The 22999-nt window shown below is 35.5% G+C and carries 18 protein-coding genes; 9 read left to right on the forward strand and 9 right to left on the reverse strand.

Annotated features, from left to right (window positions below):
* The first annotated feature begins 21 nt into the window (after positions 1–21).
* A complete protein-coding gene (locus tag MHH81_RS04070; protein WP_340918182.1) occupies positions 22–1098 on the forward strand; it encodes a hypothetical protein in 1077 nt (358 codons plus the stop codon).
* Positions 1099–1493: 395 nt separating this feature from the next.
* Here MHH81_RS04070 and MHH81_RS04075 read toward each other — a convergent pair whose 3' ends face one another.
* From MHH81_RS04075 to MHH81_RS04095, 5 genes are all read right to left on the reverse strand, one after another.
* Complete coding sequence (locus MHH81_RS04075; protein WP_340918184.1) at positions 1494–2474, reverse strand: proline dehydrogenase family protein; 981 nt, start codon at positions 2472–2474, stop codon at positions 1494–1496.
* Between the two features lie 183 nt (positions 2475–2657).
* Complete coding sequence (menC, locus tag MHH81_RS04080) at positions 2658–3767, reverse strand: o-succinylbenzoate synthase (protein ID WP_340918188.1); 1110 nt, start codon at positions 3765–3767, stop codon at positions 2658–2660.
* Positions 3768–3797: 30 nt separating this feature from the next.
* On the reverse strand, positions 3798–4082 hold the full coding sequence (locus MHH81_RS04085) for a hypothetical protein (RefSeq protein WP_340918190.1): 285 nt from the start codon (positions 4080–4082) through the stop codon (positions 3798–3800).
* 186 nt (positions 4083–4268) lie between these two features.
* Positions 4269–5123 (reverse strand): MurR/RpiR family transcriptional regulator, encoded by an 855-nt coding sequence (locus MHH81_RS04090; protein ID WP_340918192.1) that lies wholly within the window; start codon positions 5121–5123, stop codon positions 4269–4271.
* Positions 5124–5279: 156 nt separating this feature from the next.
* Positions 5280–5483 (reverse strand): hypothetical protein, encoded by a 204-nt coding sequence (locus tag MHH81_RS04095; protein ID WP_340918194.1) that lies wholly within the window; start codon positions 5481–5483, stop codon positions 5280–5282.
* Between the two features lie 216 nt (positions 5484–5699).
* On the opposite strand from MHH81_RS04095, the gene MHH81_RS04100 reads away from it, so the two are divergent.
* The 4 genes from MHH81_RS04100 to MHH81_RS04115 all read left to right on the forward strand — a co-directional run bounded on the left by MHH81_RS04100 (position 5700) and on the right by MHH81_RS04115 (position 9512).
* Complete coding sequence (locus MHH81_RS04100; RefSeq protein WP_340918195.1) at positions 5700–5897, forward strand: hypothetical protein; 198 nt, start codon at positions 5700–5702, stop codon at positions 5895–5897.
* Positions 5898–6684: 787 nt separating this feature from the next.
* Positions 6685–7668 (forward strand): GMP reductase, encoded by a 984-nt coding sequence (gene guaC / locus MHH81_RS04105; RefSeq protein ID WP_340918197.1) that lies wholly within the window; start codon positions 6685–6687, stop codon positions 7666–7668.
* A 100-nt stretch (positions 7669–7768) separates the two neighbouring features.
* Complete coding sequence (locus MHH81_RS04110) at positions 7769–8197, forward strand: VOC family protein (protein WP_340918200.1); 429 nt, start codon at positions 7769–7771, stop codon at positions 8195–8197.
* A 151-nt stretch (positions 8198–8348) separates the two neighbouring features.
* A complete protein-coding gene (locus MHH81_RS04115; protein WP_340918202.1) occupies positions 8349–9512 on the forward strand; it encodes an aminotransferase class I/II-fold pyridoxal phosphate-dependent enzyme in 1164 nt (387 codons plus the stop codon).
* A 40-nt stretch (positions 9513–9552) separates the two neighbouring features.
* On the opposite strand, the gene MHH81_RS04120 is transcribed toward MHH81_RS04115, so the two are convergent.
* Together MHH81_RS04120 and MHH81_RS04125 are read right to left on the reverse strand one after the other, a co-directional pair.
* Positions 9553–9957 (reverse strand): hypothetical protein, encoded by a 405-nt coding sequence (locus MHH81_RS04120; protein ID WP_340918204.1) that lies wholly within the window; start codon positions 9955–9957, stop codon positions 9553–9555.
* The gene (locus MHH81_RS04125) at positions 9950–10855 is read right to left on the reverse strand and encodes an LCP family glycopolymer transferase (RefSeq protein ID WP_340918206.1); all 906 of its coding nucleotides are present in this window, start codon (positions 10853–10855) and stop codon (positions 9950–9952) included. Before MHH81_RS04125 ends, MHH81_RS04120 begins: the two co-directional genes overlap by 8 nt.
* A gap of 476 nt (positions 10856–11331) precedes the next feature.
* Between MHH81_RS04125 and MHH81_RS04130 the strand changes: the two genes are divergently transcribed.
* On the forward strand, positions 11332–12384 hold the full coding sequence (locus tag MHH81_RS04130; RefSeq protein ID WP_340918208.1) for a CAP and S-layer homology domain-containing protein: 1053 nt from the start codon (positions 11332–11334) through the stop codon (positions 12382–12384).
* 556 nt (positions 12385–12940) lie between these two features.
* Here the strand turns inward: MHH81_RS04130 and MHH81_RS04135 are convergent.
* Positions 12941–15187 (reverse strand): S-layer homology domain-containing protein, encoded by a 2247-nt coding sequence (locus MHH81_RS04135; RefSeq protein ID WP_340918210.1) that lies wholly within the window; start codon positions 15185–15187, stop codon positions 12941–12943.
* 229 nt (positions 15188–15416) lie between these two features.
* Here MHH81_RS04135 and MHH81_RS04140 point away from each other — a divergent pair, with 229 nt between their 5' ends.
* Together MHH81_RS04140 and MHH81_RS04145 are read left to right on the forward strand one after the other, a co-directional pair.
* Positions 15417–17306, forward strand: coding sequence for an N-acetylmuramoyl-L-alanine amidase (locus MHH81_RS04140; protein WP_340918212.1), 1890 nt, complete (start codon positions 15417–15419; stop codon positions 17304–17306).
* Between the two features lie 239 nt (positions 17307–17545).
* Positions 17546–18427, forward strand: a complete 882-nt coding sequence (locus MHH81_RS04145; protein WP_340918215.1) for a C40 family peptidase — start codon at positions 17546–17548, stop codon at positions 18425–18427.
* Positions 18428–18873: 446 nt separating this feature from the next.
* On the opposite strand, the gene MHH81_RS04150 is transcribed toward MHH81_RS04145, so the two are convergent.
* A complete protein-coding gene (locus tag MHH81_RS04150) occupies positions 18874–20880 on the reverse strand; it encodes an S-layer homology domain-containing protein (protein ID WP_340918216.1) in 2007 nt (668 codons plus the stop codon).
* Between the two features lie 186 nt (positions 20881–21066).
* On the opposite strand from MHH81_RS04150, the gene MHH81_RS04155 reads away from it, so the two are divergent.
* Positions 21067–22533: an O-antigen ligase family protein gene (locus tag MHH81_RS04155; protein WP_340918218.1), complete on the forward strand. Its 1467-nt coding sequence runs from the start codon at positions 21067–21069 to the stop codon at positions 22531–22533.
* The last annotated feature ends 466 nt before the right edge of the window (positions 22534–22999 follow it).

Here is a 22999-nt window from a genome sequence, read left to right on the forward strand (position 1 = left end):
ATTGGAGGAGGGAAAGCGTGAATGAAATTTTTCAAAGTAAAAAGATTTCTATTGATGTTTATAGTGATAACAGGTGCAGTAGGAATTTTACTTTTATTAAAGATCACTCAAACAAGCCAACAGTTGATATCTGAAAATGAAGTCCGCTCCCAACTTGAGCATATGTATGGCGCAGAAGTAGCAGGCATTACGAAAATGAATGATATGTACAAAGCGGTTATTACAAAAAGCGGAGCAGTTTATTTAGTAGAAATGAATGCTCTTACAGGTGAAATTTATTCGCTAGAGCAAACGGACACACTTATTATTGAAAAAGATAATAAAACAGCAGAATCTATAGATGCTATCACGGATGATACAATTCTAATTGTGGAAAAACCACTCATTGAAAATACAACACCTAAAGAAACGAATACAAATGTTGAAGAAGTGAAACCTCCGACACAAATAATTATTAGTAAAAAACCAAAAGATGCTTCTAAACAGCCATCGGAAACAGTTATAGCTACTGAAAATGCTACTGAAAAAACTACTGTAAAAGTAGTAAAGCCTCCAATTTCTAATGCAGAAGAAAATGCAAAAGAAGAAAAGGAAGAAAAACAGATTAAAGAAGTTATTAAAGATGCAATTAAAGATGTATTAACTTCTGATTCAAGTAAAACAGAAGAAGTAAAAACAGCAGCAACGAATAAAGAAGAATCGTCCCAAACTGAACTAGTGAAAGTAGAAGAATCTACTCAAGAGGTAGAGCAATCAAAAGTCGCTTCATTAACAGTAGATAAAGAGGAAGTAATAGAAACAGTTCTTGAAGTTAAACCGAATAAACCGGCAACCGTATTAATTTCAGAAGAAGAAGCGATTAAAACGGCTCAACAGCAATATAAAGGAACTGTGGAAAGTAACTCATTTGTGAAAACAAATGAGGGCGGTTATTACTTAATTGTAATGAAAGCGGCACTACCTGAGAAACAATCCAAAGAAAGTACCAAAGAAAGTACCAAAGAAAGTACCAAAGAAAGTACAAAAGAAAAGCCGAGCAAAGCAACAATTCAAGTTCATGCAATCTCTGGAAAAATACTTTCTGTCACATGGGAATAAAATTCTCATCAAATTCTAATAAAACTCTAGGTGTATTCTCATTTAACTCAATTACTATTAACTTAGTAAAAGAATAATAGTAATTATTGATAAGCAACCTAGAGTGGTAACTTCTAACAACAACGTTTAATTGGGGGATTTCATTAGGGCAACCAGCTATACCTATAAATATGCGCAACCAACGCAACCGACTAATCTAAAAAAACACCACATTCTATCTTCCCCGTAGAATGTGGTGTTTTTGCATGGTTGTTAATTATCCAATTTGCCCCATTGAAATTTTACAAGAAATGCGAAAGGATCCCATTTTGCACTTGTACGTTTTTGGTTAGCTTTGTATACTCTCTTATACAGAAAAAACTGCGCTGCCATGGAGGCAGTGCAGTTTTGCTCATTTATCTTTTGTTTCTGTTGTTTTTTGTTAGTCTTCCAAGTGCGAATGCACCGGCAGCAATACCGATAAATGTGTTTGTTTTTTTGTTGAATAATTGTTTTACTACTAGGTTCATGTTTTGTGGACGTTCTGCTAGACGACGCATGAAGTAACCGTACCAGTCTTTACCAAATGGTACGTATGTACAGAAGTTATAGCCTTCTTTTGCAAGTTGTTGCTGCATGTCTGTTCGGAATCCATAAAGCATTTGGAATTCAAATTTGTCATATGGAATATCATTTTCTTTTATAAATTGTTTAATGTGGTTAATGACATTATGATCATGTGTTGCGATTGAAGTGAATTTACCGTTTAGTAAGTGCCATTCGATTAATTCAACATAGTTTTTATCGATTTCTTCTTTTGTTTGGTATGCAACTTCAGCAGGTTCTTTGTAAGCACCTTTTACGATACGAAGGCGGAAGTTTTTATACTTTTGAATGTCTTCTACAGCGCGGTAGAAGTATGCTTGAATTACTGTACCAACATTATCAAATTCTTTAGATAGCTCGTCCAAAATGTCGAATGATGGTTGCAAATGTTTGGTTGACTCCATGTCGATGTTGATGAAAGTACCATATTTATTTGCAGCTGCTACAATATCCTTTAAGTTTTCTAAAGCAAAATCATAGTCAATATCTAATCCAAGCTGTGATGGCTTCAATGAAATATGCGCATCTACTTGATGTTCTTCAATTGCTTCAACTACTGCTATAATTTGAGCTTTTGCTTCTAAAGCCTCTTCCTTTTCGAAAACAAATTCACCTAAATTATCTACAGTACAAGAAATACCTAATGCATTTAATTTTTTAATGCTTTCCATTGTTTCTTCAATGTTTGTTCCAGCCACAACATGCTGTGCACCCATTTTCAAACCATATTTTTTTGCTGCCCCATTTAATACTTGATTCTCTGACAAAGCCATAAAAATATCTTTTAACATTGTGATGCTCCTATCTCTATTTGGATGTCTTATTATACCATGAAAATAATAAATGACGCATCTACCGTCTGGGAATTTGTCTAATTGGAAATGTTTTTAGGATAATAGGAGGAGTGATGTCTAATAGTGTAGCCACTACTTTTGGAGCAACTCGCTAACAAGTAACCCCAATCCTTCTAATTATCATCCTTCAAACGTAAAATGTTCCACTGTATAGCGTTCCATAACCTCTAGATTTGGTTCGTAGCCGATCCCATACCCATCAGGAACTGTAATGTATCCATCTATGGCAACGACCTCAGGTGTAATCACATCCTCTTCCCAGTACCGGGAAGAACTTGCTGTATCGCCAGGTAGGATAAAGTTCGGGAGAGAAGTTAAAGCGACATTATGCGCTCGTCCAATGCCAGCCTCTAGCATTCCCCCGCACCAAATAGGTATACCCTTTTCCATACAATAGTCATGAATTTTTTTCGATTCGGTTAAACCTCCCACACGACCAATTTTTACATTAATAATTTTTGTACTACCAAGGTCTATTGCTTTTCGTGCATCCTCTAGCGAAAGAATACTTTCATCTAAACAAATAGGTGTTTTTAATTCTTTTTGAAGTTTGGCATGATCGATTATATCATCTGAAGCAAGGGGTTGCTCAATCATCATTAAATCGAATTCATCTAGTTGCTTCAATAATTCTAAATCATCTAATGTATACGCAGAGTTCGCATCCGCCATAAGGGGAACCTCTGGAAAAGCTTCTCGCAAGGAGCGGATTACTTCTACATCATATCCGGGTTTAATTTTCACTTTCATTCGTTTGTAGCCCTCTTGGATATACCCACGAACGACTTCAATCAATGCTTCTGTACTCTTTTGAATGCCGATACTAATTCCTACTTCTATTTTCTCAGCTGTTCCTCCAAGCGCATCCGCAAGTGATAGCTTATTACGTTTAGCATATAAGTCCCAAATAGCACCTTCTACTGCTGCTTTGGCCATATTATTTTTCCGAAGTGGGGAAAAGATTTGACTAACATCATCAGGATGCTTAATTTCTTTATTTAGCACAAGTGGAATTAAGAAATCTCGGATTATATGTAAGTTGGTTTGTAAAGTTTCTTCAGAGTACCAAGGAGCAGAAAAAGCAGTAGATTCACCCCAGCCGGTATTTCCTAGTTCGTCCGTTACTTCTAATAATAGAAATTCTTTCTCTTGAAAACTACCCAAGCTAGTTGCAAAGGGTGATTTCATCGTCATTTTCATTTGACGTATGGTTATCTTTTTTATGTGCATGTCGTCACCCCTTTGGATGTTGTGTAATCGTTATTTTTTGACAAATTGATAATAGTTGACCGTTTCATCTGTTTTGCGAACAGCTAATAATTCATAGTTCTCCGTAAATAATATTTGCATTATTTTTCTGATCTGTAATCGCCATTTGAATGCTAGCTCAGGATCGGTAAGTTTCATTTCTTGAATTTGTTGAGGAATTGGTACTTCATATGCTTCCTCAGTTGGCCTAAATAAATACGGTTCCATTAAAACCGGTTGATTATGTCCAGTAAAGGTGATTTGAAAGGGTTGTTCAAATTTCCTAATGTCCGGCATCTATTTTTCCTCCACTCGTTATCTACCACCCGATTTACAAACGATCAGAGGGTAAACCACCTGCGCGTTTATCCCAACACCATTCATCTTAGCGTAGCAGTTGTTACATGTAGTATCGCCAATTCGAAACAAAATAGTGAAAAACAGCTTCAATAGTGGGTGATATTTCCGGTGATGCTTGAATTATTATTGGTCACCTTCTTCAAACAGAAAATTACTAGGTATATTTTGATACAATTCTTGCCTATTTCTAAATGCGTCTTTTTGTTCTACTATTAGTCCAGAAACAATGGCATTCATAAAAGAGAAAAGAGGGGATACTACATCAAAAGTCGATTTATTTTGTGAATAAATAGGAAATAAAACATCGCTATGAACATGAATTGGGGCAAGCATGGAATCACTTAAACCAATAATATATGCTTTTTGTTTACGAACAAGTTCGGCAATTTGAATCGTTTCCTTCAGATAACGGTGAAAAGAAATAATTATTACAACAGAATTTGCATTCATTTGAGTAATTGTACGAATAACATCTTCTGTTTCAGGACGCATAAAATGTACGTTTTCTTTCACAAGCCCTAAAGAAAAAGAAAGCCAATTGGCTGCGGAATAAGACGTGCGAAGTCCGAGCACGTAAACGGTTTTAGCCTTCGACAGACGTTGAACAGCAGCGTAATAAGAAGCTTCGTCTATTTGATTCATAGTAGTGAGAATGGATTGTCGATCTTTTTCCATTATTTGTTTATGAAAACTGTTGTTTTGTGGAATATCAGTTTCTGTTTGTTGTGTATTTTTTAAGCTTAGTTCATTAATAAAATAATGTTCGCGCATTAGCTTTTGTAATTCGGCATATCCAGAGAAACCTATTGTATAGGAGAAACGAATAACTGTAGACTCACTTATGCCAATTCTAGATCCAAGTTCTGATGCAGAACATAAGGCAATATCTCTTGGATGGTCAAGTACATAGTTTGCCATTTTTTTCTGACTTTTGGACATAGAAACAAAATGCTCGCGGATGAGATTATGTATGATCAATGGAATAACTCCTTTTTGAAGGCTTACCGTTATTTTAAATTAAATATGAAGTGTTAGCTTCATTTATGCTTTTGTCTAATTTATCACAATATTCCATCGAATTCAATCTATTATTTTGGAAGTATATAAAAACCCCACAAAATGTGGGGAAGAGTATTAATGGGTATTATTTTCTGGAGGGTCGGACTCTACGATTTGCACTTTCGCTTCAGTTTCAGTTTCAGTTTCAGTTTCAACTTCATCTTCATCTTCATCAATCATAAAAGCAGGACCTCCTTCACCAATCATATTAAGGGAAGCAATTACATCTAAATCCTGTCGCATAGCCATTTCTTCCGGGTCAACATGATTTGGATACACACATATTTCCTCCTCTACTCTTTAAAAATAGTATATTCTTTATTTAGAAAATGAAGTCCAAAAATTTTTTTTTGAGTTTAAAAAGGCCTTAAAATTGAATTTTGAATATCTATTTCGTTTGTAAATGGCATTCTCTTATTAAATAATAAATTCTGACATTTGAAATAATTTGGAGGATGTTTAAAATAATAATTAAATAAAAGGAGTTGATTACATATGACTGTCGAATATCTGGTAAGAGTAATGAATCGAAGTATTCAAAAAGTAGAGGAATCTGTTGAACAGATGGAACGTCATACGAATATAACCAAAACAGAGCATCATCAAATTATGCAAGCAGTTTTAGAATTAAGCGATCGCATCAAATTAATTGAAATGCATGTAGATAGGAAGAGTAAAGAAAGCATTTCTTAAATGCTTACAGACTGTAGACAAACTCAATTTTGGGTGCATAGAATTGTATATTAAATTCGGCAAGGACCACCACTTCGCTTTCCGTGGGCTTGGCTTCAGCCTCGGGCCAACACGAGGTTGGTCATGAAGGCGTTGCCGCAGGACCCGGCGTTCTTAGCCTTCCTTCCTCAAGCGTTCCTGCGGTGTCTTCTGCTCAAGCTGTTCCCACAGGAGTCTTCGTGGTGGTCCTTGCCTTATAAACAATTCCTTATAGATATCCACTATCTTTACTTTTTTAGATAAAGTAACCTCTTCAGGAATATTTATTATTATTTAGTTATAACCATTTATAAAAATACTTTTATCTTCAAGCTGAAAGCATTTCTTAAATACTTATTCTATTAGGTTAATTCATCCATGATTTGAGTTAGTGGGGTTAAAGGTACGTGTGTATGTTTCTATGTTGTATGTGTAATTTATGATTATTAAAATACGAACATTTATCATTTTGTTGATTGAAGTGGCAGGCGGCGACTCCAGCGGGATGAGTGAGACAGATAAGACATCACAAACGACGCGTGAGCGGCGGTGATGGCTTATCGCTCCCCCCGCGGAAAGCGTCCGCCTATAGCGGAAATCAACTATACTTTATTCCGTGTAAAATATATATTTCTTTAGTTTCCTCATCGTTTTTCTTCACATGAATAGTAATAATCTTTGACATACGTATCGAAATGATGTAAATTATCCAATGGACGAACGTTTAAATAAATAAAACTATTATTATTCGTATTTAGGAGTGTTATACATGGAAAATGTGTTTGACTATGAGGATATTCAATTAATTCCCGCGAAATGCGTGGTAAATAGCAGATCGGAATGTGATACAACGGTAACATTAGGTAAACATACATTTAAATTACCTGTAGTACCTGCGAATATGCAGACGATTATAGATGAAAAAATTGCAAATTACTTAGCGGAAAATGGTTACTTCTATATAATGCATCGTTTTGAACCTGAAAAACGAGTAACTTTTATTAAAGATATGCAATCACGTGGATTAATCGCATCTATCAGTGTTGGTGTGAAAGAAGAAGAATATGAATTTGTTCAACATTTAGCAAATGAACAACTTACACCAGAATTTATTACAATTGATATTGCACATGGTCATTCCAATGCAGTAATTTCAATGATCCAACATATTAAGAAGCACATTCCAAACAGTTTTGTTATTGCAGGAAATGTAGGAACTCCAGAAGCAGTGAGAGAATTAGAAAATGCTGGTGCAGATGCAACAAAAGTAGGTATTGGGCCAGGTAAAGTATGTATCACGAAAATAAAAACTGGATTTGGAACGGGTGGTTGGCAACTAGCTGCACTACGTTGGTGTGCAAAAGCTGCAAGTAAGCCGATTATTGCTGACGGAGGAATTCGTACACATGGTGATATAGCAAAATCAGTTCGTTTTGGCGCATCTATGGTCATGATTGGTTCATTATTTGCCGGACATGAGGAATCACCAGGAGTAACGGTAGAAAAAGATGGTAAACAATATAAAGAATATTTTGGTTCTGCTTCCGAATTTCAAAAAGGCGAAAAGAAAAACGTAGAAGGCAAAAAAATGTTTGTTGAGTATAAAGGTCCTTTAGAAGATACTTTGAAGGAAATGGAGCAAGACCTTCAATCTTCTATTTCTTATGCTGGAGGCAATAAATTAGAAGCAATCCGTAATGTAGATTATGTTGTTGTAAAAAACTCCATATTCAATGGTGATAAAGTATATTAAAAGTAAATTTGGTATATTTTATTTAGAACAGTCAAATGCTACAATAGTCTTGTCATTCATTATTTTATGAATAGCAATATAAAGAAGAGGAGTGTATCAAATGGCTGTTGATGTATATCTAAATTTTAATGGAAATTGTCGCGAGGCTGCAGAGTTTTACGCAGAAGTTTTTAAGACAGAAAAACCACAAATTATGACTTTCGGTGAAGCACCTCAAAGTCCCGATTACACGTTACCAGAGGAAGCAAAAGATTTAGTCATGCACACTCGACTAAACCTAAGTGGAAGCAATGTAATGTTTTCGGATGTTTTTCCTGGTTCTCCTTTTATTCAAGGTAATAATATTAGCTTAGCAATCGTAAGTAAAAATGAAGATGAAGTCAGATCTGCTTTTGAAGCACTTAAAGAAGGCGGAAAAGTGGGTATGGAGCTACAAGAAACTTTTTGGAGCAAATGCTACGGTTCTGTGAAGGACAAGTTCGGTATCGAATGGCAACTAAGTCTTGAAAGCGAAGAATTTCAACAATAAATAAAAGGAGGGCTGTGCAACAGGTTAAGATTACTTGGTTGCATAGCCCTTTTATTATTATATATATTTACATCAAAATTACTATTATATAAGATGAGTGTAAACAGTATATTGGTTTAGTCTATGAATAAAGAAAGAAGGATGACAGACAATGTCTTTAACTTTAAATCCACGAGCGAAAGCATTAAAAGTACCGGGTATTCGACAGTTCTCTAATCAGTTAGTCCATTTTCCAAATGCTATTAATTTAACAATTGGCCAGCCGGACTTTCCTACACCACAAGCAGTGAAGGAAGCTGGAATACGTGCAGTCGAACAGAATCTTACTGGCTATTCACATAATGCAGGGTTACTAGATCTCCGCCAAGCCGTTAACACTTTTTTTACGAATAAATACGGATTTTCCTACGACCCTCAAAATGAAATCGTTATTACAAATGGAGCTAGTGAAGCAATTGATACTGTTTTTCGAACGATTTTGGAAGAAGGGGACGAGGTCATTTTACCCGCTCCTTGCTATGCTGGATATGAACCCGTCATTCAATTTTGTGGAGCTAAAGTTGTCTATTTAGATACGACAGAAACGAATTTCCAACCTTCAGCAGAAAAACTTGCTGAACTTATCACGGAAAAAACCAAAGCGGTATTTTTTAATTACCCATCCAATCCAACTGGCGTCGTGCTTACAAAAGAAACGATGGATCAGCTAGTGAAATTATTAGTAGAAAAAGATGTTTATATTTTAACGGATGAAATTTATAGTGAAAACACATTTTCTGGGAATCATCATTCATTTGCATCTTATACAGAATTAAGAGATAAGTTGTTTTATATTCACGGCCTCTCCAAATCACATTCGATGACGGGCTGGCGAATCGGATTTTTAATGGGACCAGAAGAAGTCATGCAGCAAGTCGTTAAAGTGCATGCATTTAATACAATTTGTGCTTCTTTACCAAGTCAATATGCAGCAATTGAAGCGTTAACTAACTCCAAAGATACGCCAAATGAGATGAATGTCGAATATGTGAAGAGACGTGACTATGTGTACAATCGTCTCATGGCGATGGGCCTGCATGTAGAAAAGCCAAATGGGGCATTTTATATTTTTCCTTCAATAGAAACTATAGGGTTGAATTCTTTTGATTTTGCAACGAAGCTATTGCATGAAGGTGGGGTAGCTGTTGTTCCTGGTAGCACATTTACACCTTTTGGAGAAGGATATATTCGAATTTCGTATGCCTATGCGATGCCAGTACTAGTAGAAGGATTAGATCGATTAGAGAAATTTATTAAAGTTATCCAAGAGTCTTGATAGATATCATTCCTATTAATCTTATATTAAGAGGGGCTGTCTAATAAGCCCATAAAGGTTGGAAATTAGGTTCGCTTGGGTTAGCTGCAATGCTTTTATTAGGGGCATGTTCATCAAATTCTGCGGAGGGAACAGAAGGTAAAGAATACAAATTGAAAATGTCGGTAACAGTAAATGATTCTTCTACATGGTGTGAGGCTGCTAAAAAGCTGATTAATGCTTCTGTAGTGACGGTTTCCTTACCAATTGGAACAACATAGGCTACCACATTTTCTCCCAAGCTAAAAACCCCCAATAAACGGTTTTGTCGTTTTTTTGGGGGGATTTCTCGTGTTTCAGATGTTATTTGACAAGCTTGCAGGTAAGTCGTTACGTTCTCGGTGGGATATTGGTAAATCAGAATTAAAAATAACTGTTTGCGAATGCAAAGAGCTGGATTATTCAATCTCCAAATGCTCCTTCAATTTTCCGGTAACATTATTCAACTCTTCTTCATCCATCATATAGTACCAGATACCATCCAGAAGCTTGCCTTCTCCCTTTTCAAAAGACAAAGTATCCATTTGGTTTAGTGCATTTTTATATCCTTTTTGTATATCCACCATTTGTTCAAAGGTCATATTTGTTCGGATATTTTTTTCAAAGCTTCCCAATACATCCTTGTAATTCCAAAGACTCTTAATGGAAGCACCTTCTTTTAAGATGGCTTGGAGTACTTGTTTTTGTCTAGCTTGTCTTCCAAAGTCACCAAGTGGATCGTCCTTTCGCATCCGAACATAATCTAGTGCTTGTTCTCCGTTTAAATGAATGCTTCCTTCATTAAAAGTATAACCAAATACTTCAAAAGCTGTTTCATTATCGACAGTAACTCCACCAATAATATCTACGATTTCTAGAAAGCTTTCCATATTTACTTGTATGACGTAGTCAATAGGAATATCAAGCAAGCCCTCAACTGATTGCATAGCCATCTCAATTCCGCCAAAAGCGTACGCATGATTGATTTTATCTAACCTATCTTTTCCGATGATTTCTGTATATGTATCTCGGGGAATACTAACCATTTTCGTTGAATTAGTCGTCGGGTTAACAGTTAACACGATGATTGTATCAGAGCGGCCTTTGTCACTCTCCCGTTCATCGACACCAAGCAGGAGTAATGAAAAAGGTTCTTTTTGGACTAATTCCACTTCTGTAGTCCTTAATTCAGAAACCTTTCGTATTTCAGGTTCATGTATTGCTTCTATCGTAGTGGAAACATCTTTATAGAAACTACTTGCATAGACGACGCCACCAATTATAAGACAGGAAATAATTGAAATCCAGATGATTTTCTTAGACATGAGGAACCTCGATTCTTTTATGGAAAAACGTATTGTTATAAGTATGAATGAAACGATGAAATTATTAATAGAAAGTATGTATGTAAAAGCAAGTTATTAAACATATAAAGGGGTAAGAGTTTTCTGAATTAGAAAATAAAGTTTGGATTTTACTGCTCGAAAAGTGTTCATTAGTGTTTTTTTTAGACTAAAGAAATCTGTATATTACACGGAATAAAGTATAGTTGATTTCCGCTTTAGGCGGACGCTTTCCGCGGGGTGAGCGATAAGCCATCACCGCCACTGTGCGTCGTTTGTGATGTCTTATCTGTATCGCTCATTCCGCTGGAGTCGCCGCCTGCCGCTTCAATTAACAAAGTGATAATGTTCGAATTTTAATGACAAAGCAATATGAAATTAACTCAAATAATAAAAAAAATCCTCTCATTTGTAAAAATGGTGGGGTTTTTCTGTATAATAAAAGAGGAGGTGTTTATATGAAGCTATTAAGTAAGTCCATGATTATGGTTTTAGCAATAGTTACTTTGCTCCCGTCCGTTGCAAGTGCTTCTATTTTTAAGGATGTGCAAGAGCAAGCATGGTATTATCCTTATTTATTATCCAATCAAAAACAAGAAATAATTACAGGATATGAAGACGGAACATTTCGTCCACATGAATCTATAACAAGGGCACAAGCAGCAAAAATTATTAGTAAAATTATTGAACTACCAGAAGTAGGTGATTATAAACCGGCATATAAAGACGTAAGTTTGGAGCATTCAGCATACAATGAAATTGCTGCACTCACGAAAGTTGGAATATTTAAAGATGGTGAGTACTTTCATCCAAATAAATCATTAACAAGGGCTCATCTTTCTAAAATTATCGTGTTAATGTATGAGTTTACAGTAGAACAGGATGTGGAATTGCCTTTTCATGATGTACCAGAGGACTACTGGGCAAAACCGTACATAGCTTTTCTTGCGAAAAATGGTATTTCCACTGGAGTATCGAAAAATTCGTTTGCTCCTACTCAAGCTGTTACACGTGCGCAAATGATAGTTTTGCTTGATAAGAGTGCTAAGTTTAAAGAAGATCCTAGTGTGAATAATGTATTATACGATCCATTCGTAAAAGAATATAAAACGATTAAGCAAGGTAATGATAAATTTGTATTGGAAACAATTCAACTTGTCAATAAAGAGCGGGAAAAAATGGGTATGCCTACATTAGTGGAAGATCCCGAACTTAATCAAATTGCATTTGTCAAAGCGCAGGATATGGTCATGCATAATTATTTTGAACATGAGTCTCCTTTATATGGTGCACCTTGGGACATGGCAGAGGGGTTTGGTTATACGTATAGAACGTTTGGGGAAAATATTGCTCATGGATATAAAAATTCAAGTAATGTTGTAACTGCCTGGATGAATTCTGAAGGACATCGTGCCAATATTTTAAATGAAAAGTATACAAATATTGGTGTAGGTATAGCGTTAGATTCAAATAAAAACTATTATTATGTTCATATGTTTTCAAGTAACTAAAAAACGCATGAAACAGGGGAACCATTCCTTGGTTTCATGCGTTTTTTTTAATAAGCTCTGTTAAACGATCACGTTGTTACCTGACGAAAATTCGGTCGCTTTCCTCAGGCGTCTCGAGGATTTTCGGCACAACATATATTCATCTTAAAGGAATAGCTTAAAGTATTTTTATAAAAAGTTATGAATAATAATAAATATTCCTTAAGAGGTTGCTTTATCTAATTAAAAGTAAAGATAGTGGATATCTATAAGGAATTGTTTATAAGGCAAGGACTACCACGAAGACTCCTGTGGGAACAGCTTGAGCAGAAGACCCCGCAGGAACGCAGTGACGAGGAGGCTGAAGCCAAGCCCACGGAAAGCGAAGTGGTGGTCCTTGCCGAATTTAATTTACAACTCTATGCACCCAAAATTGAGTTTGTCTACAGTATGAGGGGAGGAAAGTGACACCAGTCACTTTCCTCCCCTCAGTAATGTTGTAGCCAAACGCCTAGTCCAAAGCACTCCGGTAACAAGTGCAAACAGATTTGGCTTATAAATTGCGCTTTTCGCTTGTTTAATTAGCGTCCGTATATTCCGGGCCTCTAGGTAATAAATCCAGCATACCTAGTCGTTCAAAGCCTTCTTTAATCTTAGTTGTGTACCCTAATTGATTTTGATCTAAATACGTAGCTTTTGAAACAATTAAATCCTTAATAAATGGTAAGTGACTTGGATCGATATCCTGCCAAAGTGTATAGGAGTTTATTAAATCTTCCAGCGTTAGATGATTATAATCTCTTCCAACAAATTCTCTTTTAGGAGAAACTTTGTACCATATATCATGATCTGGTCGAATCCACAAATTTTTATCTTTATTAATTGCTGTTTGAATACTAGTAGCAGTTGTTAAATATTTCACATCACCAAACTCGTTATAAGCAGTTAGTAGAATATTCATCCCCCCAAGTGCGTGGTTCATAGATGAATGAGTAGTGACATTTTGCGTAACAGGGAAGTAGTCAGAGATATAGTAAGAATTACCGTCAACTGGAATATAATTTCCTTTACTTTTCTGAGTAGTTAATAGATCAGCATAATTTCTTAGTGCTTCATTATAATTATCATGACCAAACTCTTTTCCACTTTTATATAGGAAAAGAGCAATCTGCTCATTAAATCTAGTATCTACAAAAGGTGCAGTAATTCCATATAAACTTTTTAAATACGTACTAGTTACTTCTGTCTCCCAATAAGTCTTATCACCTTTAAACACTTGAAGGTTAACAAATGAATTAATCAGTAGATTTTCAAAATATCGTTCTTTATTCTCTTCATAGAGTTTCAATATACGATCTTCTTTTACCATCAGTAAGTTTCGACCAAATCCATTGTATGAAGAAGGCATTGGTTCGACAGTAACAGCCATCTTATTGTATGGTCCATCTGCTGTATACCATGAGTTTCGCTTGCGGTAGTTCACCGCCGATTCTAACATCCAACTGTCCATAGAAGCTCTTGTTTTAAATAGAAGCTCATTCGATTTCATAAACCAATAATCGACAATGTCTGAACCTAAAGATTTAAGTGGTATAACCGTGAGTTGTTCATCTCCAAGTTGAATATCGGAAAATGCATCAACTTCTGCTTTAAGATCTCTTGTTACACTCTTTGCTTCGTCTGAATATGTGAGTGTAAGTTGCTTCGAGCGATATAGCTTACTAAACATAGTTTGATAGACATCGTTTGAGACTGTTTTAGTTTCGACAATACCTTTGGGATAGGTAGTAGGGTCGTATCCAAAAGTGTCATCTTCATTTTTCTCTATTGGAAAACGGTCATAACTTATTAACTTAGAACTCTCAATGTTTGATGATTTCATCAGTAAATCAAGCTGCACAGGCGTATTGGAATCATTAATTAAACTAGTGAAAACAAGATAGTCATTATTTGGAAAGTCTCTTCTTGTAATTTCTAGAGTTGCCTTTGAATTTACCACGCGATATGTATATACAGTATCAGTTGCGTATCCGTATTCAGTAGTTGTTTCACCTAAATATTTTAAATCGTTTTTAGAGCGAATGTATGTTTTATAACCAGTAGATAGTGGAACCTCAACGATATTTTGTATTTCTCGAACCGTCTCCAACTTGCCATTTGTTGGTGCTTCGTTAAAAGTAACATCTGATAATGGCTCGATCTTTCCTGTTGCAACCATTGCACGGTGTAAAAACACTACAAATGTACCTCGGTTAACTCCTGATTTCGGATCGAACGTACCATCTTCTTTACCTGTAGTGATCTTGTGTTGTGCAAGGAGTGTTACACCTTCTTTATGGGACGCGCTAATCTTCGAATCATCTTTAAAGGAAATTTCTTCTCCCGTATTTTCTAATTCAAAAGCTCTCGCAATAACGGAAGCCATTTGCTCACGAGTTAACGTATCTCCAGCCCCAAACGTTTTGTCTGGTTTTCCGTTAAAAATACCTGCCTTATACGTGGCCATAACCCCTTTTAAATAACTAGATTTTGCACTAATGTCTGTAAAGATGGGCTGGTAGGGAGAATCGGGAAGTTTTAAAGCACTTGTCAATAAATTCGCGGCTTGCCCACGTGATACGTCGACAGAAGGTCTAAAATGTAAATCAGGATATCCATTAATAATTTCTAAACCAACTAATTGAGTAACTTCATCTTTAGCCCAATAATTATTATTTATATCTATAAATTTTTGATCTATCGACTCTGCTTGTGTAACAGTGGTATGGATGCTGAAAATAAAGGATATTGTTAGAAAAAATACAAAAAACTTTCTAATTCTCAAAAATATTACCTCCTAAAATTATGTCAATAACTATCATAACAAATATATCTATTAAAATGTATGGTCATTTGAAGGGATTATATGAAACTAATGTATTTAATCTCCAAATTTCTTTTTTTTGAAACATGGAATTTAGTGAAAAAATAGCGAATAGAGTAAAAATGTAGGATATTATTTGATGGATATCTTTGATAGTATCTAATAAAGACGGATAGAGAGGAGAACAAAAGTGAGAGGTTTTTTAAAAAAAATGTTTATTTCAAGTCTCGTGCTTATTGCGGCTACATCGTTTTCTACTAAAGCGAGCGCAAATCAAATATTTTCGGATGTTTCTACTTCCGATGAAGGATATCAAGAAATTGAATACATATATAACAAAGGAATAATAAAAGGATATACAGTTAATGGTAAGCAATATTATAAGCCAGGCGAAGTATTAAAACGTTCTCAAGCAGCAAAAATGCTTGTGGAAGCTAGTAATCAAAAACCATTAATCGTAAGCAAATCTAGTTTTACAGATGTTAAGGTGGGGACTGAAGCATCAGGCTACATAGAACGCGCTGTAAAGTCTGGTTTCTTAAAAGGAAATAGCGATGGAACTTTTGGAATTAATAAACCTTTAACAAGAGATGACATGAGTATTGCTTTAGCAAAAGCATTCAACTTGAGCCTAACAGAATTTGCAAATAAGCCAATTATCTTTACAGATATAGCGGAAACTAGCAATATTGCAAAGTATGTGAAAGCTATTTACTATAATGGACTTACGCAAGGGGACGGTAATAAGTATTTGCCTCATAATGGAGTTACACGTAAACATTTTGCACTCTTCGTAGCTCGTGGAATGGAAGATACTTTTAAGCTAGAAGTAGGGGGGATAACTACCCCGGATAGCGATCAATCCATCGGAAAAGTAATCGTTACTCTAACTAATGATACATTAAATGTTCGGACTGAGCCAAATACATCTAGTACAATTGTCGGCAAAGTAAATAATGGTGACATTTTAGAAGTTTATGAAAAAATAGGCGATTGGTTGAAAGTAGATTATCAGGGAGAGTTACATTATATCAGTAGTGATTTTACAGCTTTCTTAGATATCAATGGTCAACCTATTAAAGAATCTACTGGACAAGTTCAGATTACTTCTGCTGAGTTGAATGTAAGAAGTAAACCATTAGCGACTTCTAGTGTAGTTGGGGTGCTTCTCGAAAATGAAAAGGTAGAAACATACGGTTTATACGATGGATGGTACTTAGTAAAAATGAATGGAGTTCCAGGCTATATTAATGCTAAGTACACAAGTTCAGAAACAGACGGTCCTGAAGAACCTGTTACACCACCACCGACTGGTTTAGGAAATCTAGCTGGTAAAGTAACAGTTGCTTCAGTAAATATCCGCAGTGGTCCAGGTGCTTCTTATCCAACTGTAGGAAAATTAACAAAAGGTATGATGGTTTCTGTACAAAGTATTAATGGATTTTGGGCGAAAGTGAAATATGATGGTGGAGAAGGTTATACACATAAATCATATTTAAAGCTTTTGAATCAATCAGGTAGTGTGTTAAAAAACAGAATTATATTAATAGATCCAGGCCACGGTGGTACAGATCCAGGATCTTCTAGTCAAGGAGTGACTGAAAAAAGCGTTGTTATTAAAGTTGCAAAACTGGTAGAGCAAAAGCTTAAAAGTCAAGGTGCCACAGTTATAATGACTAGAACAGGTGATACCTATCCAACACTTCCGGCTCGTGTTGCTTTAGCAAAATCAACTTTTTCAGAAATCTATGTAAGTATTCATGTAAACGCAATTAATAATGCTTCCGTAACAGGTACAGAGACGTTCTATAATCTGACATCAAATGATAATGGAGCTGAAAGTAAATTACTGGCTACTAAAATTCATTCTGAAATTGTTAAAAATGCAAATATGGTTGATCGCCGAATAAAAGAAGCGGATTTTTATGTTAATAGGATGGTAGATATACCTTCTGTTTTAGTTGAACTAGGGTTTATTACAAACCAAGCAGATCTTAATAAATTGATCAGTGATAAGTATTTAGAGATTTATGCTCAATCCATTTATAATGGTATTGTAGATTATTATTCAGCTCCTTAATATTATGGAGCAAGAAACCATTTCGTATTTTTGCGAAATGGTTTTTTGTTGTCTAGGGAATTATTAAAATTTTGTTGTGAATAACATCCTACAAGTGTTTCGCTATCGAGGTTCTAAAGGCTTATGCATTTACTAAAGCGAAATTTTTGTTATCTATTTGATATATAACTGTAATGTTGGAAGCTATTTAAAGATGATAGTATTACTAATAGAAAGAATAAAGGAGAGATTCAAAGAGAATGTTTAAAAAGATTTTGAAAGTTTGTTTACTTAGTTCTTCTATACTTTTAATAAATACTACAGTAGCTGGTGCTGCTTCTCCTAACGAAATTAAAACGCAAGCTCATACATACATAGGTGTTCCTTATTTATATGGAGGTACTACAACACAAGGATTTGATTGCTCCGGATTTGTACAACAGGTGTTTCAAGACTTAGAGATAGATATTCCGAGAGATACAAAGTCCCAATATCAAATAGGTACTAGCGTTAGCAAAAGTGATTTAGAAGTAGGAGATTTAGTATTCTTTAATACAACTGGAAATGGTGTTTCTCACGTAGGGATATATATTGGTGCTAACCAATTTATAAGTTCCGCTACTTCTAAAGGAGTAAGTGTTGCTTCTATAAATGATCCATACTATTGGGGAGATAAATACATAGGTGCTAAAAGAGTAGAAGAAGTGAAATCTGCATCGATCGATATGAGTATTTACGCAAGTCGAGCAGAAGTAGCACAGAAGCTTGCAGATACATTAAAACTATCAAGTACAGATAGCACCATTCGATACAAAGATGTGAAAGCTACATCTGACTATTTCCATGCAATTAATGCAGTAACGGAAGCTAAAATTTTCTCAGGTACTGAAGATGGGAAATTCAATCCTTCTAAGCCAATTACAAGAGCACATGTTGCAAAGGTATTAGTGGAAGCATTTGATTTAAAGCCAGGAAACGGAACTTTTGCATTTACTGATGTTAATAGTACACATTGGGCAAGCGAGTATGTGCAAATCCTAGCACAAAATGGAATTACAATTGGAAAACCAGACGGTTCTTATGGTCTTAACGATTACGTAACAAATAAACAAATGAACACATTTTTGGAAAGAATTAAATAAAATACATAAAGAATAATAGCTGGTCCAGAAGTATAAATTTGACTTCGGGCCAGCTATTTTTGTGTTTAAAATTAAGAGAAGAGCTAATAGGGCCCTATTAATGCATTGATTTCCGTTCCTGACGGACGTTTTCCGCGGGCGTGGCTTCAGTCTCCTCGTCGCTTTCGCTCCTGCGGGGCCTTCAGCTCATGCTGTTCCCGCTGGAGTCGCCGCCTTCCACTCCAATCACCATAAAATAAATGTGGCAACGGATTTGCGTCTGTCGGCTCCACTTTTCGAAGCAGAAGGGCCTGTGACCAGCCCCAAGGAGGCTTGGTAGGTCGTCCGCGAGAAGCAAGCGGATTTTCGGCAGGTAACAAACATGATTGTTTAACAAAGCTATAAAAAAATGGGTTGTCAGCAAAAGTCGATTTTCACGACTTTTATGACAAACCCATTTCTAATAGTTAATAGGATATCTTCTTAAGGAAATCTCCACGTATCCAACCATAATCTGCTGGCGGTGGTGTGTCCGATAGAACTTTGTACCAAGTGTAGCCGTCTGTTCCTTGTACTTCGTCTACGATTACCACTGGATATCCGAATGCTTCATTTACGCCTAACTCTTTTTGAGCATAAGTATATAGTTTATTTGTACTGTTTACTTCTGGAGTAGCGCGAACGTTTAATATGCTATTCGAAGTTGTCATTGCCAGTGTTGCTTGCTGATAATCTTTTGAACCAAGTGCCAAGTCTATGCGATACATATGTCCGGCAATTTTAGCACCCCAATATGGATCTGATGCATATCTAACATTGACGCCAGTTGTTTTATTGCCTGGGACTAATCCATTTGCATATTTTGCTGATGGAAGCCCGTAGTTTGCATTAATAAAACGTGTGACAAAGGCGAACACGCTATTTTCTGGTTTTGCATACATTGTCGCATTAGGATCAGAATCAAAAACACCAATTCCATATAGGTTATTGATAGTTTGTGCATAATTACTAATACCGAAATCACTTTCATGCATTGCTGCAGCTAAAATAAACATCGCATTCACTCGATATGTTGCTTCCATCTCTTTTAAGTAAGTACCTAGACCAATTAGTTTGGATTTTTGTGTTGCGTTTGCATAACGAGCAATTTTCGTCGCTTCTTTTTCAGCGAGTACATTCATAATGTAACTGTCTAATTCCTCTGCTGTGTAATTGGTTGTTTGTCTCAGAGATTGGAATTGGAAATAAGAATAGAAAGTTCCTTTTAGAGTTCCTTTTGCATCGTAAAATTGAACACCGTCATAGCTAAAATAATCAGTGAATGGAATCATGAAATCTGGAGCTGGACCTACCGTATAGTAATCTAGTTTCTTCGTAAGATGATTATATATATAGTGATTTAACATCCCAGATCCATTTTTCACATATCTGTCCCTTGTTTCTTCTGTTATTGCTTGCGTCGGTGTTAAATTTACTTCACTATGTTTTGCATATCCTATTGTCCCACCAACTTGAACGATTACGTAGTCAGGACCACTTCCTATGTATTTCATCTCTCGACCTTCCGTAGTATACGTAATCTCATTTGTGAGAGTTTTATTACTATAGATAGAAGTATAATTTTTACTTGTGTCTGCTGCACTTGCTAGTCCAGAATTCATTTTTACAATCTTATCATTATAAGTGATTACTTGTGTGCCCGCCGACCATTTAGCTAATGCTTCCTCATAGGAATTATATTTATTTCCTTTTATGATTTCTCCATTCACCATTGTGTCCAGTCGGTATGTAGGTGTTTCTACTGGAGGTTCCACTGGAGGTTTCACAGGTATTTCGGGTGTTGTAGGTTCTTCAACTTCTGGTTTAAGTAGTTCAATTGCTGCCACCATGCGATATAAAAATGCCGATGCATGTCCAATCGTTGCGTTTCGTTTTGGATAGAAATAGACACCCGCTTTTTCAGTACTTCCTCGAATAATATTTAAATTTACATTCGCTGATACTGCTTTAGTAAAAGAAGGGTCGATCTTTGCAGCATCTTTAAAAGTTAGCTGAACTTCTTCTAAAGGTAACTCCAAATATCTGAACACTTTATAGAGCATTCCAGCCATTTGTTGGCGAGTAATTTCTTGGTTTGGCTTAAATGATCCATCTGGATATCCGCTTAATATTCCGGCTCCAGCAGCATTTTGGATTTCAATTGTTAAACTATTATTCGCTTTTAAATCATTAAATTTATACTTAGTAGACGGTGGTAATTCAAAAGCTCGAGTAATATATGAGGCAAATTCCCCTCGTGTTACTGCTTTATTCGGATTGTAATTTCCTTTTGCATCTGCCCGAATGACATCTTTCGCGATCCAATAGTTTAATTCATGTTTCATTTGGTGAGAATCAACATCGCTTGCATATGCAAGATTGGATGTACTAAAAATTACTAATAATGTTAATGCTAGGACTAAAAACTTCTTCACTAGCCAATACCTCCCTTTTATAACTTATAAGCTATCTACTATAATATCAGAAGATTTATAGTAAAATAAGGGTATTTTGTCCAATTAATTGTTTTGAAATTGTAACGAAAACTATACGCCAATTAGACAAATAGATGTTATAATAGGTTAGCTTTAAAAAGTTATGAACTAGAAAGGGAATATCGAATGTCACAAATTAAGAAACATATCACAAAGAAGGATCTTGTAACCTTCCTAGCAGCTTGTTTATTTCTTATTATCAGTATGTTTTTACCATCAAATTTAACAATAATAATCACTTCTATATTTTTTGTGGCTTTTGCGTATATTAAGCCATTCCAAAGCCTACTGTTCTTAGTTCCCTATGTTTCGATAAGACCAATTCTACTCGAAATAAACCCAGGCTTAAAATTAGCTGGAGATATAATCACATTTGCCGTTTTTGCAAAGCTTCTTGTTTCAAGTAAATTAAATTTAAAAAGTCTACTTACGTTTAAATGGTTTGAATGGTTATTTTTCGCGTTCTTATTCTTTGGTTCAATTATTGGATTATTGAATGACGTCAGCATAGCATCTGTTATTTTCCAGTTAAGAACATTTCTTATTATGTATATGCTGTATTATATTTTGTCCCGCACGATACTACCTGCTTCATGGTTGGAACGTCTTGCGTGGGTTACTCTTTTAACTTCATGGCTAGTTTCTATTCATGGGTTAGTAGAAAAACTATCGATGCGTCAATGGCTCCTGCCGGACGTTTGGAAGTATAAAACGCTTTCTGCCACAAATATTGTAAGAATTTATGGCTTGCCTGGAAATCCAAATTCATTAGCTTTATTGTTAATGTTTGGAATTGTTGCTGTACTATTTTTAAGTTATTTATATAAGGATAAATCTTATAAAGTTTTCTTGAATGTAAGCTTAGTAATGTTTATCGGTATATTTATTTTGACATATTCACGAGGGACATTTATTTCTGCAGCAGTTTTAGGAGCAGTTTTCATTTTCCTGGCTAAAGATTGGAAGCTTATTAAAAGGTTAGTCATTGCTGGAATAGCATCTATTATCTTGGTTTATTATCCTGTCAACTTAGGGGTATCTCTTTTCCAAAGTTTTGGATTACAATCTCCTGAACGTGGTCCTACAGGTAGTATTGGTGGACGTTTTGAAGAAACATTTAATGAAGATAATCTAGCCTTAATGACGCAGAGCGGACGTATCTTTTATTTAAAAAAGGGATTTGAAGTATTTAGTGACTATCCATTAACTGGTTCTGGATTTGGAACATTTGGTGGAGCCGCAACATTATCATACGGATCCCCTATATACGATAACTATGGAATTCGCTCCGATATATATGGTGGTAAGAACTTCTATTCGGATAATCAATACATTCAAGTAATTGCGGAAACAGGTGTAATTGGAGTTCTATTGTTTGCAGGATTCCTAGTAGGAATGCTTCTGTTATTCTGGAAAGAGCGACATACAACGTTTGGGAAGTTTATGATTGCATTATGGTTCTCAACTGGTTTCTCCGGTTTCTATTATAATATTTGGGAACTGAAGGCCTACACAATTTTCTTCTTTATCATTTTAGGAAGCTTTGCAGCTATGAATAAGTGGTATCCCACTATTCATTTTAAAGATAAATAATGTAAAGCAGGAGTCCTCCATGGATTTCCTGCTTTTTTTGTGGAATAAAAATGGGGAGTGATCATAAATGAGGGGAAGTCAGGATAAATAGAGTTGGAGTCAGCATACATCATAGGATCGAAATCAGCATAAACAGTCGAATCCAGCATAAGTAGAATGAAATGAGCATAAATGAAGTTGAAACTAGTATAAGTAGAATCGGAGCCAGCATAAATAGGATCGAAATCAGCATAAACAGTCGAATCCAGCATAAATAGAATGAAAAGAGCATAAATGGAGTTGAAACCAGTATAAATAGAATTGAAGGCAGCATAACCGGTTAAACCCAGCGTAACCTCTCAACTAAAATTCGTAAAGGTAGTCATTTCTTTCCTATAATATCCATCTTTTTGAAAATGTATCCATAGTTTCATAGAAAAGTAGATTTTCTTTTGTTATGCTAGGAGCTATACGAAAGGATGGTGTG

Origin of the sequence: Psychrobacillus sp. FSL H8-0484 (genome assembly GCF_038005325.1) — a bacterium.
In the GTDB taxonomy this organism is placed as follows: domain Bacteria; phylum Bacillota; class Bacilli; order Bacillales_A; family Planococcaceae; genus Psychrobacillus.

Excerpts from the sequence above, each read along its gene's own strand:
- MHH81_RS04100 (WP_340918195.1), top strand. The coding sequence starts at position 5,700 with ATGACTGTCGAATATCTGGTAAGAGTAATGAATCGAAGTATTCAAAAA.
- MHH81_RS04125 (WP_340918206.1), bottom strand. The coding sequence starts at position 10,855 with ATGTCTAAGAAAATCATCTGGATTTCAATTATTTCCTGTCTTATAATT.
- menC (WP_340918188.1), bottom strand. The coding sequence starts at position 3,767 with ATGCACATAAAAAAGATAACCATACGTCAAATGAAAATGACGATGAAA.
- MHH81_RS04145 (WP_340918215.1), top strand. The coding sequence starts at position 17,546 with ATGTTTAAAAAGATTTTGAAAGTTTGTTTACTTAGTTCTTCTATACTT.
- guaC (WP_340918197.1), top strand. The coding sequence starts at position 6,685 with ATGGAAAATGTGTTTGACTATGAGGATATTCAATTAATTCCCGCGAAA.
- MHH81_RS04085 (WP_340918190.1), bottom strand. The coding sequence starts at position 4,082 with ATGCCGGACATTAGGAAATTTGAACAACCCTTTCAAATCACCTTTACT.
- MHH81_RS04070 (WP_340918182.1), top strand. The coding sequence starts at position 22 with ATGAAATTTTTCAAAGTAAAAAGATTTCTATTGATGTTTATAGTGATA.
- MHH81_RS04110 (WP_340918200.1), top strand. The coding sequence starts at position 7,769 with ATGGCTGTTGATGTATATCTAAATTTTAATGGAAATTGTCGCGAGGCT.
- MHH81_RS04130 (WP_340918208.1), top strand. The coding sequence starts at position 11,332 with ATGAAGCTATTAAGTAAGTCCATGATTATGGTTTTAGCAATAGTTACT.
- MHH81_RS04155 (WP_340918218.1), top strand. The coding sequence starts at position 21,067 with ATGTCACAAATTAAGAAACATATCACAAAGAAGGATCTTGTAACCTTC.
- MHH81_RS04075 (WP_340918184.1), bottom strand. The coding sequence starts at position 2,474 with ATGTTAAAAGATATTTTTATGGCTTTGTCAGAGAATCAAGTATTAAAT.
- MHH81_RS04115 (WP_340918202.1), top strand. The coding sequence starts at position 8,349 with ATGTCTTTAACTTTAAATCCACGAGCGAAAGCATTAAAAGTACCGGGT.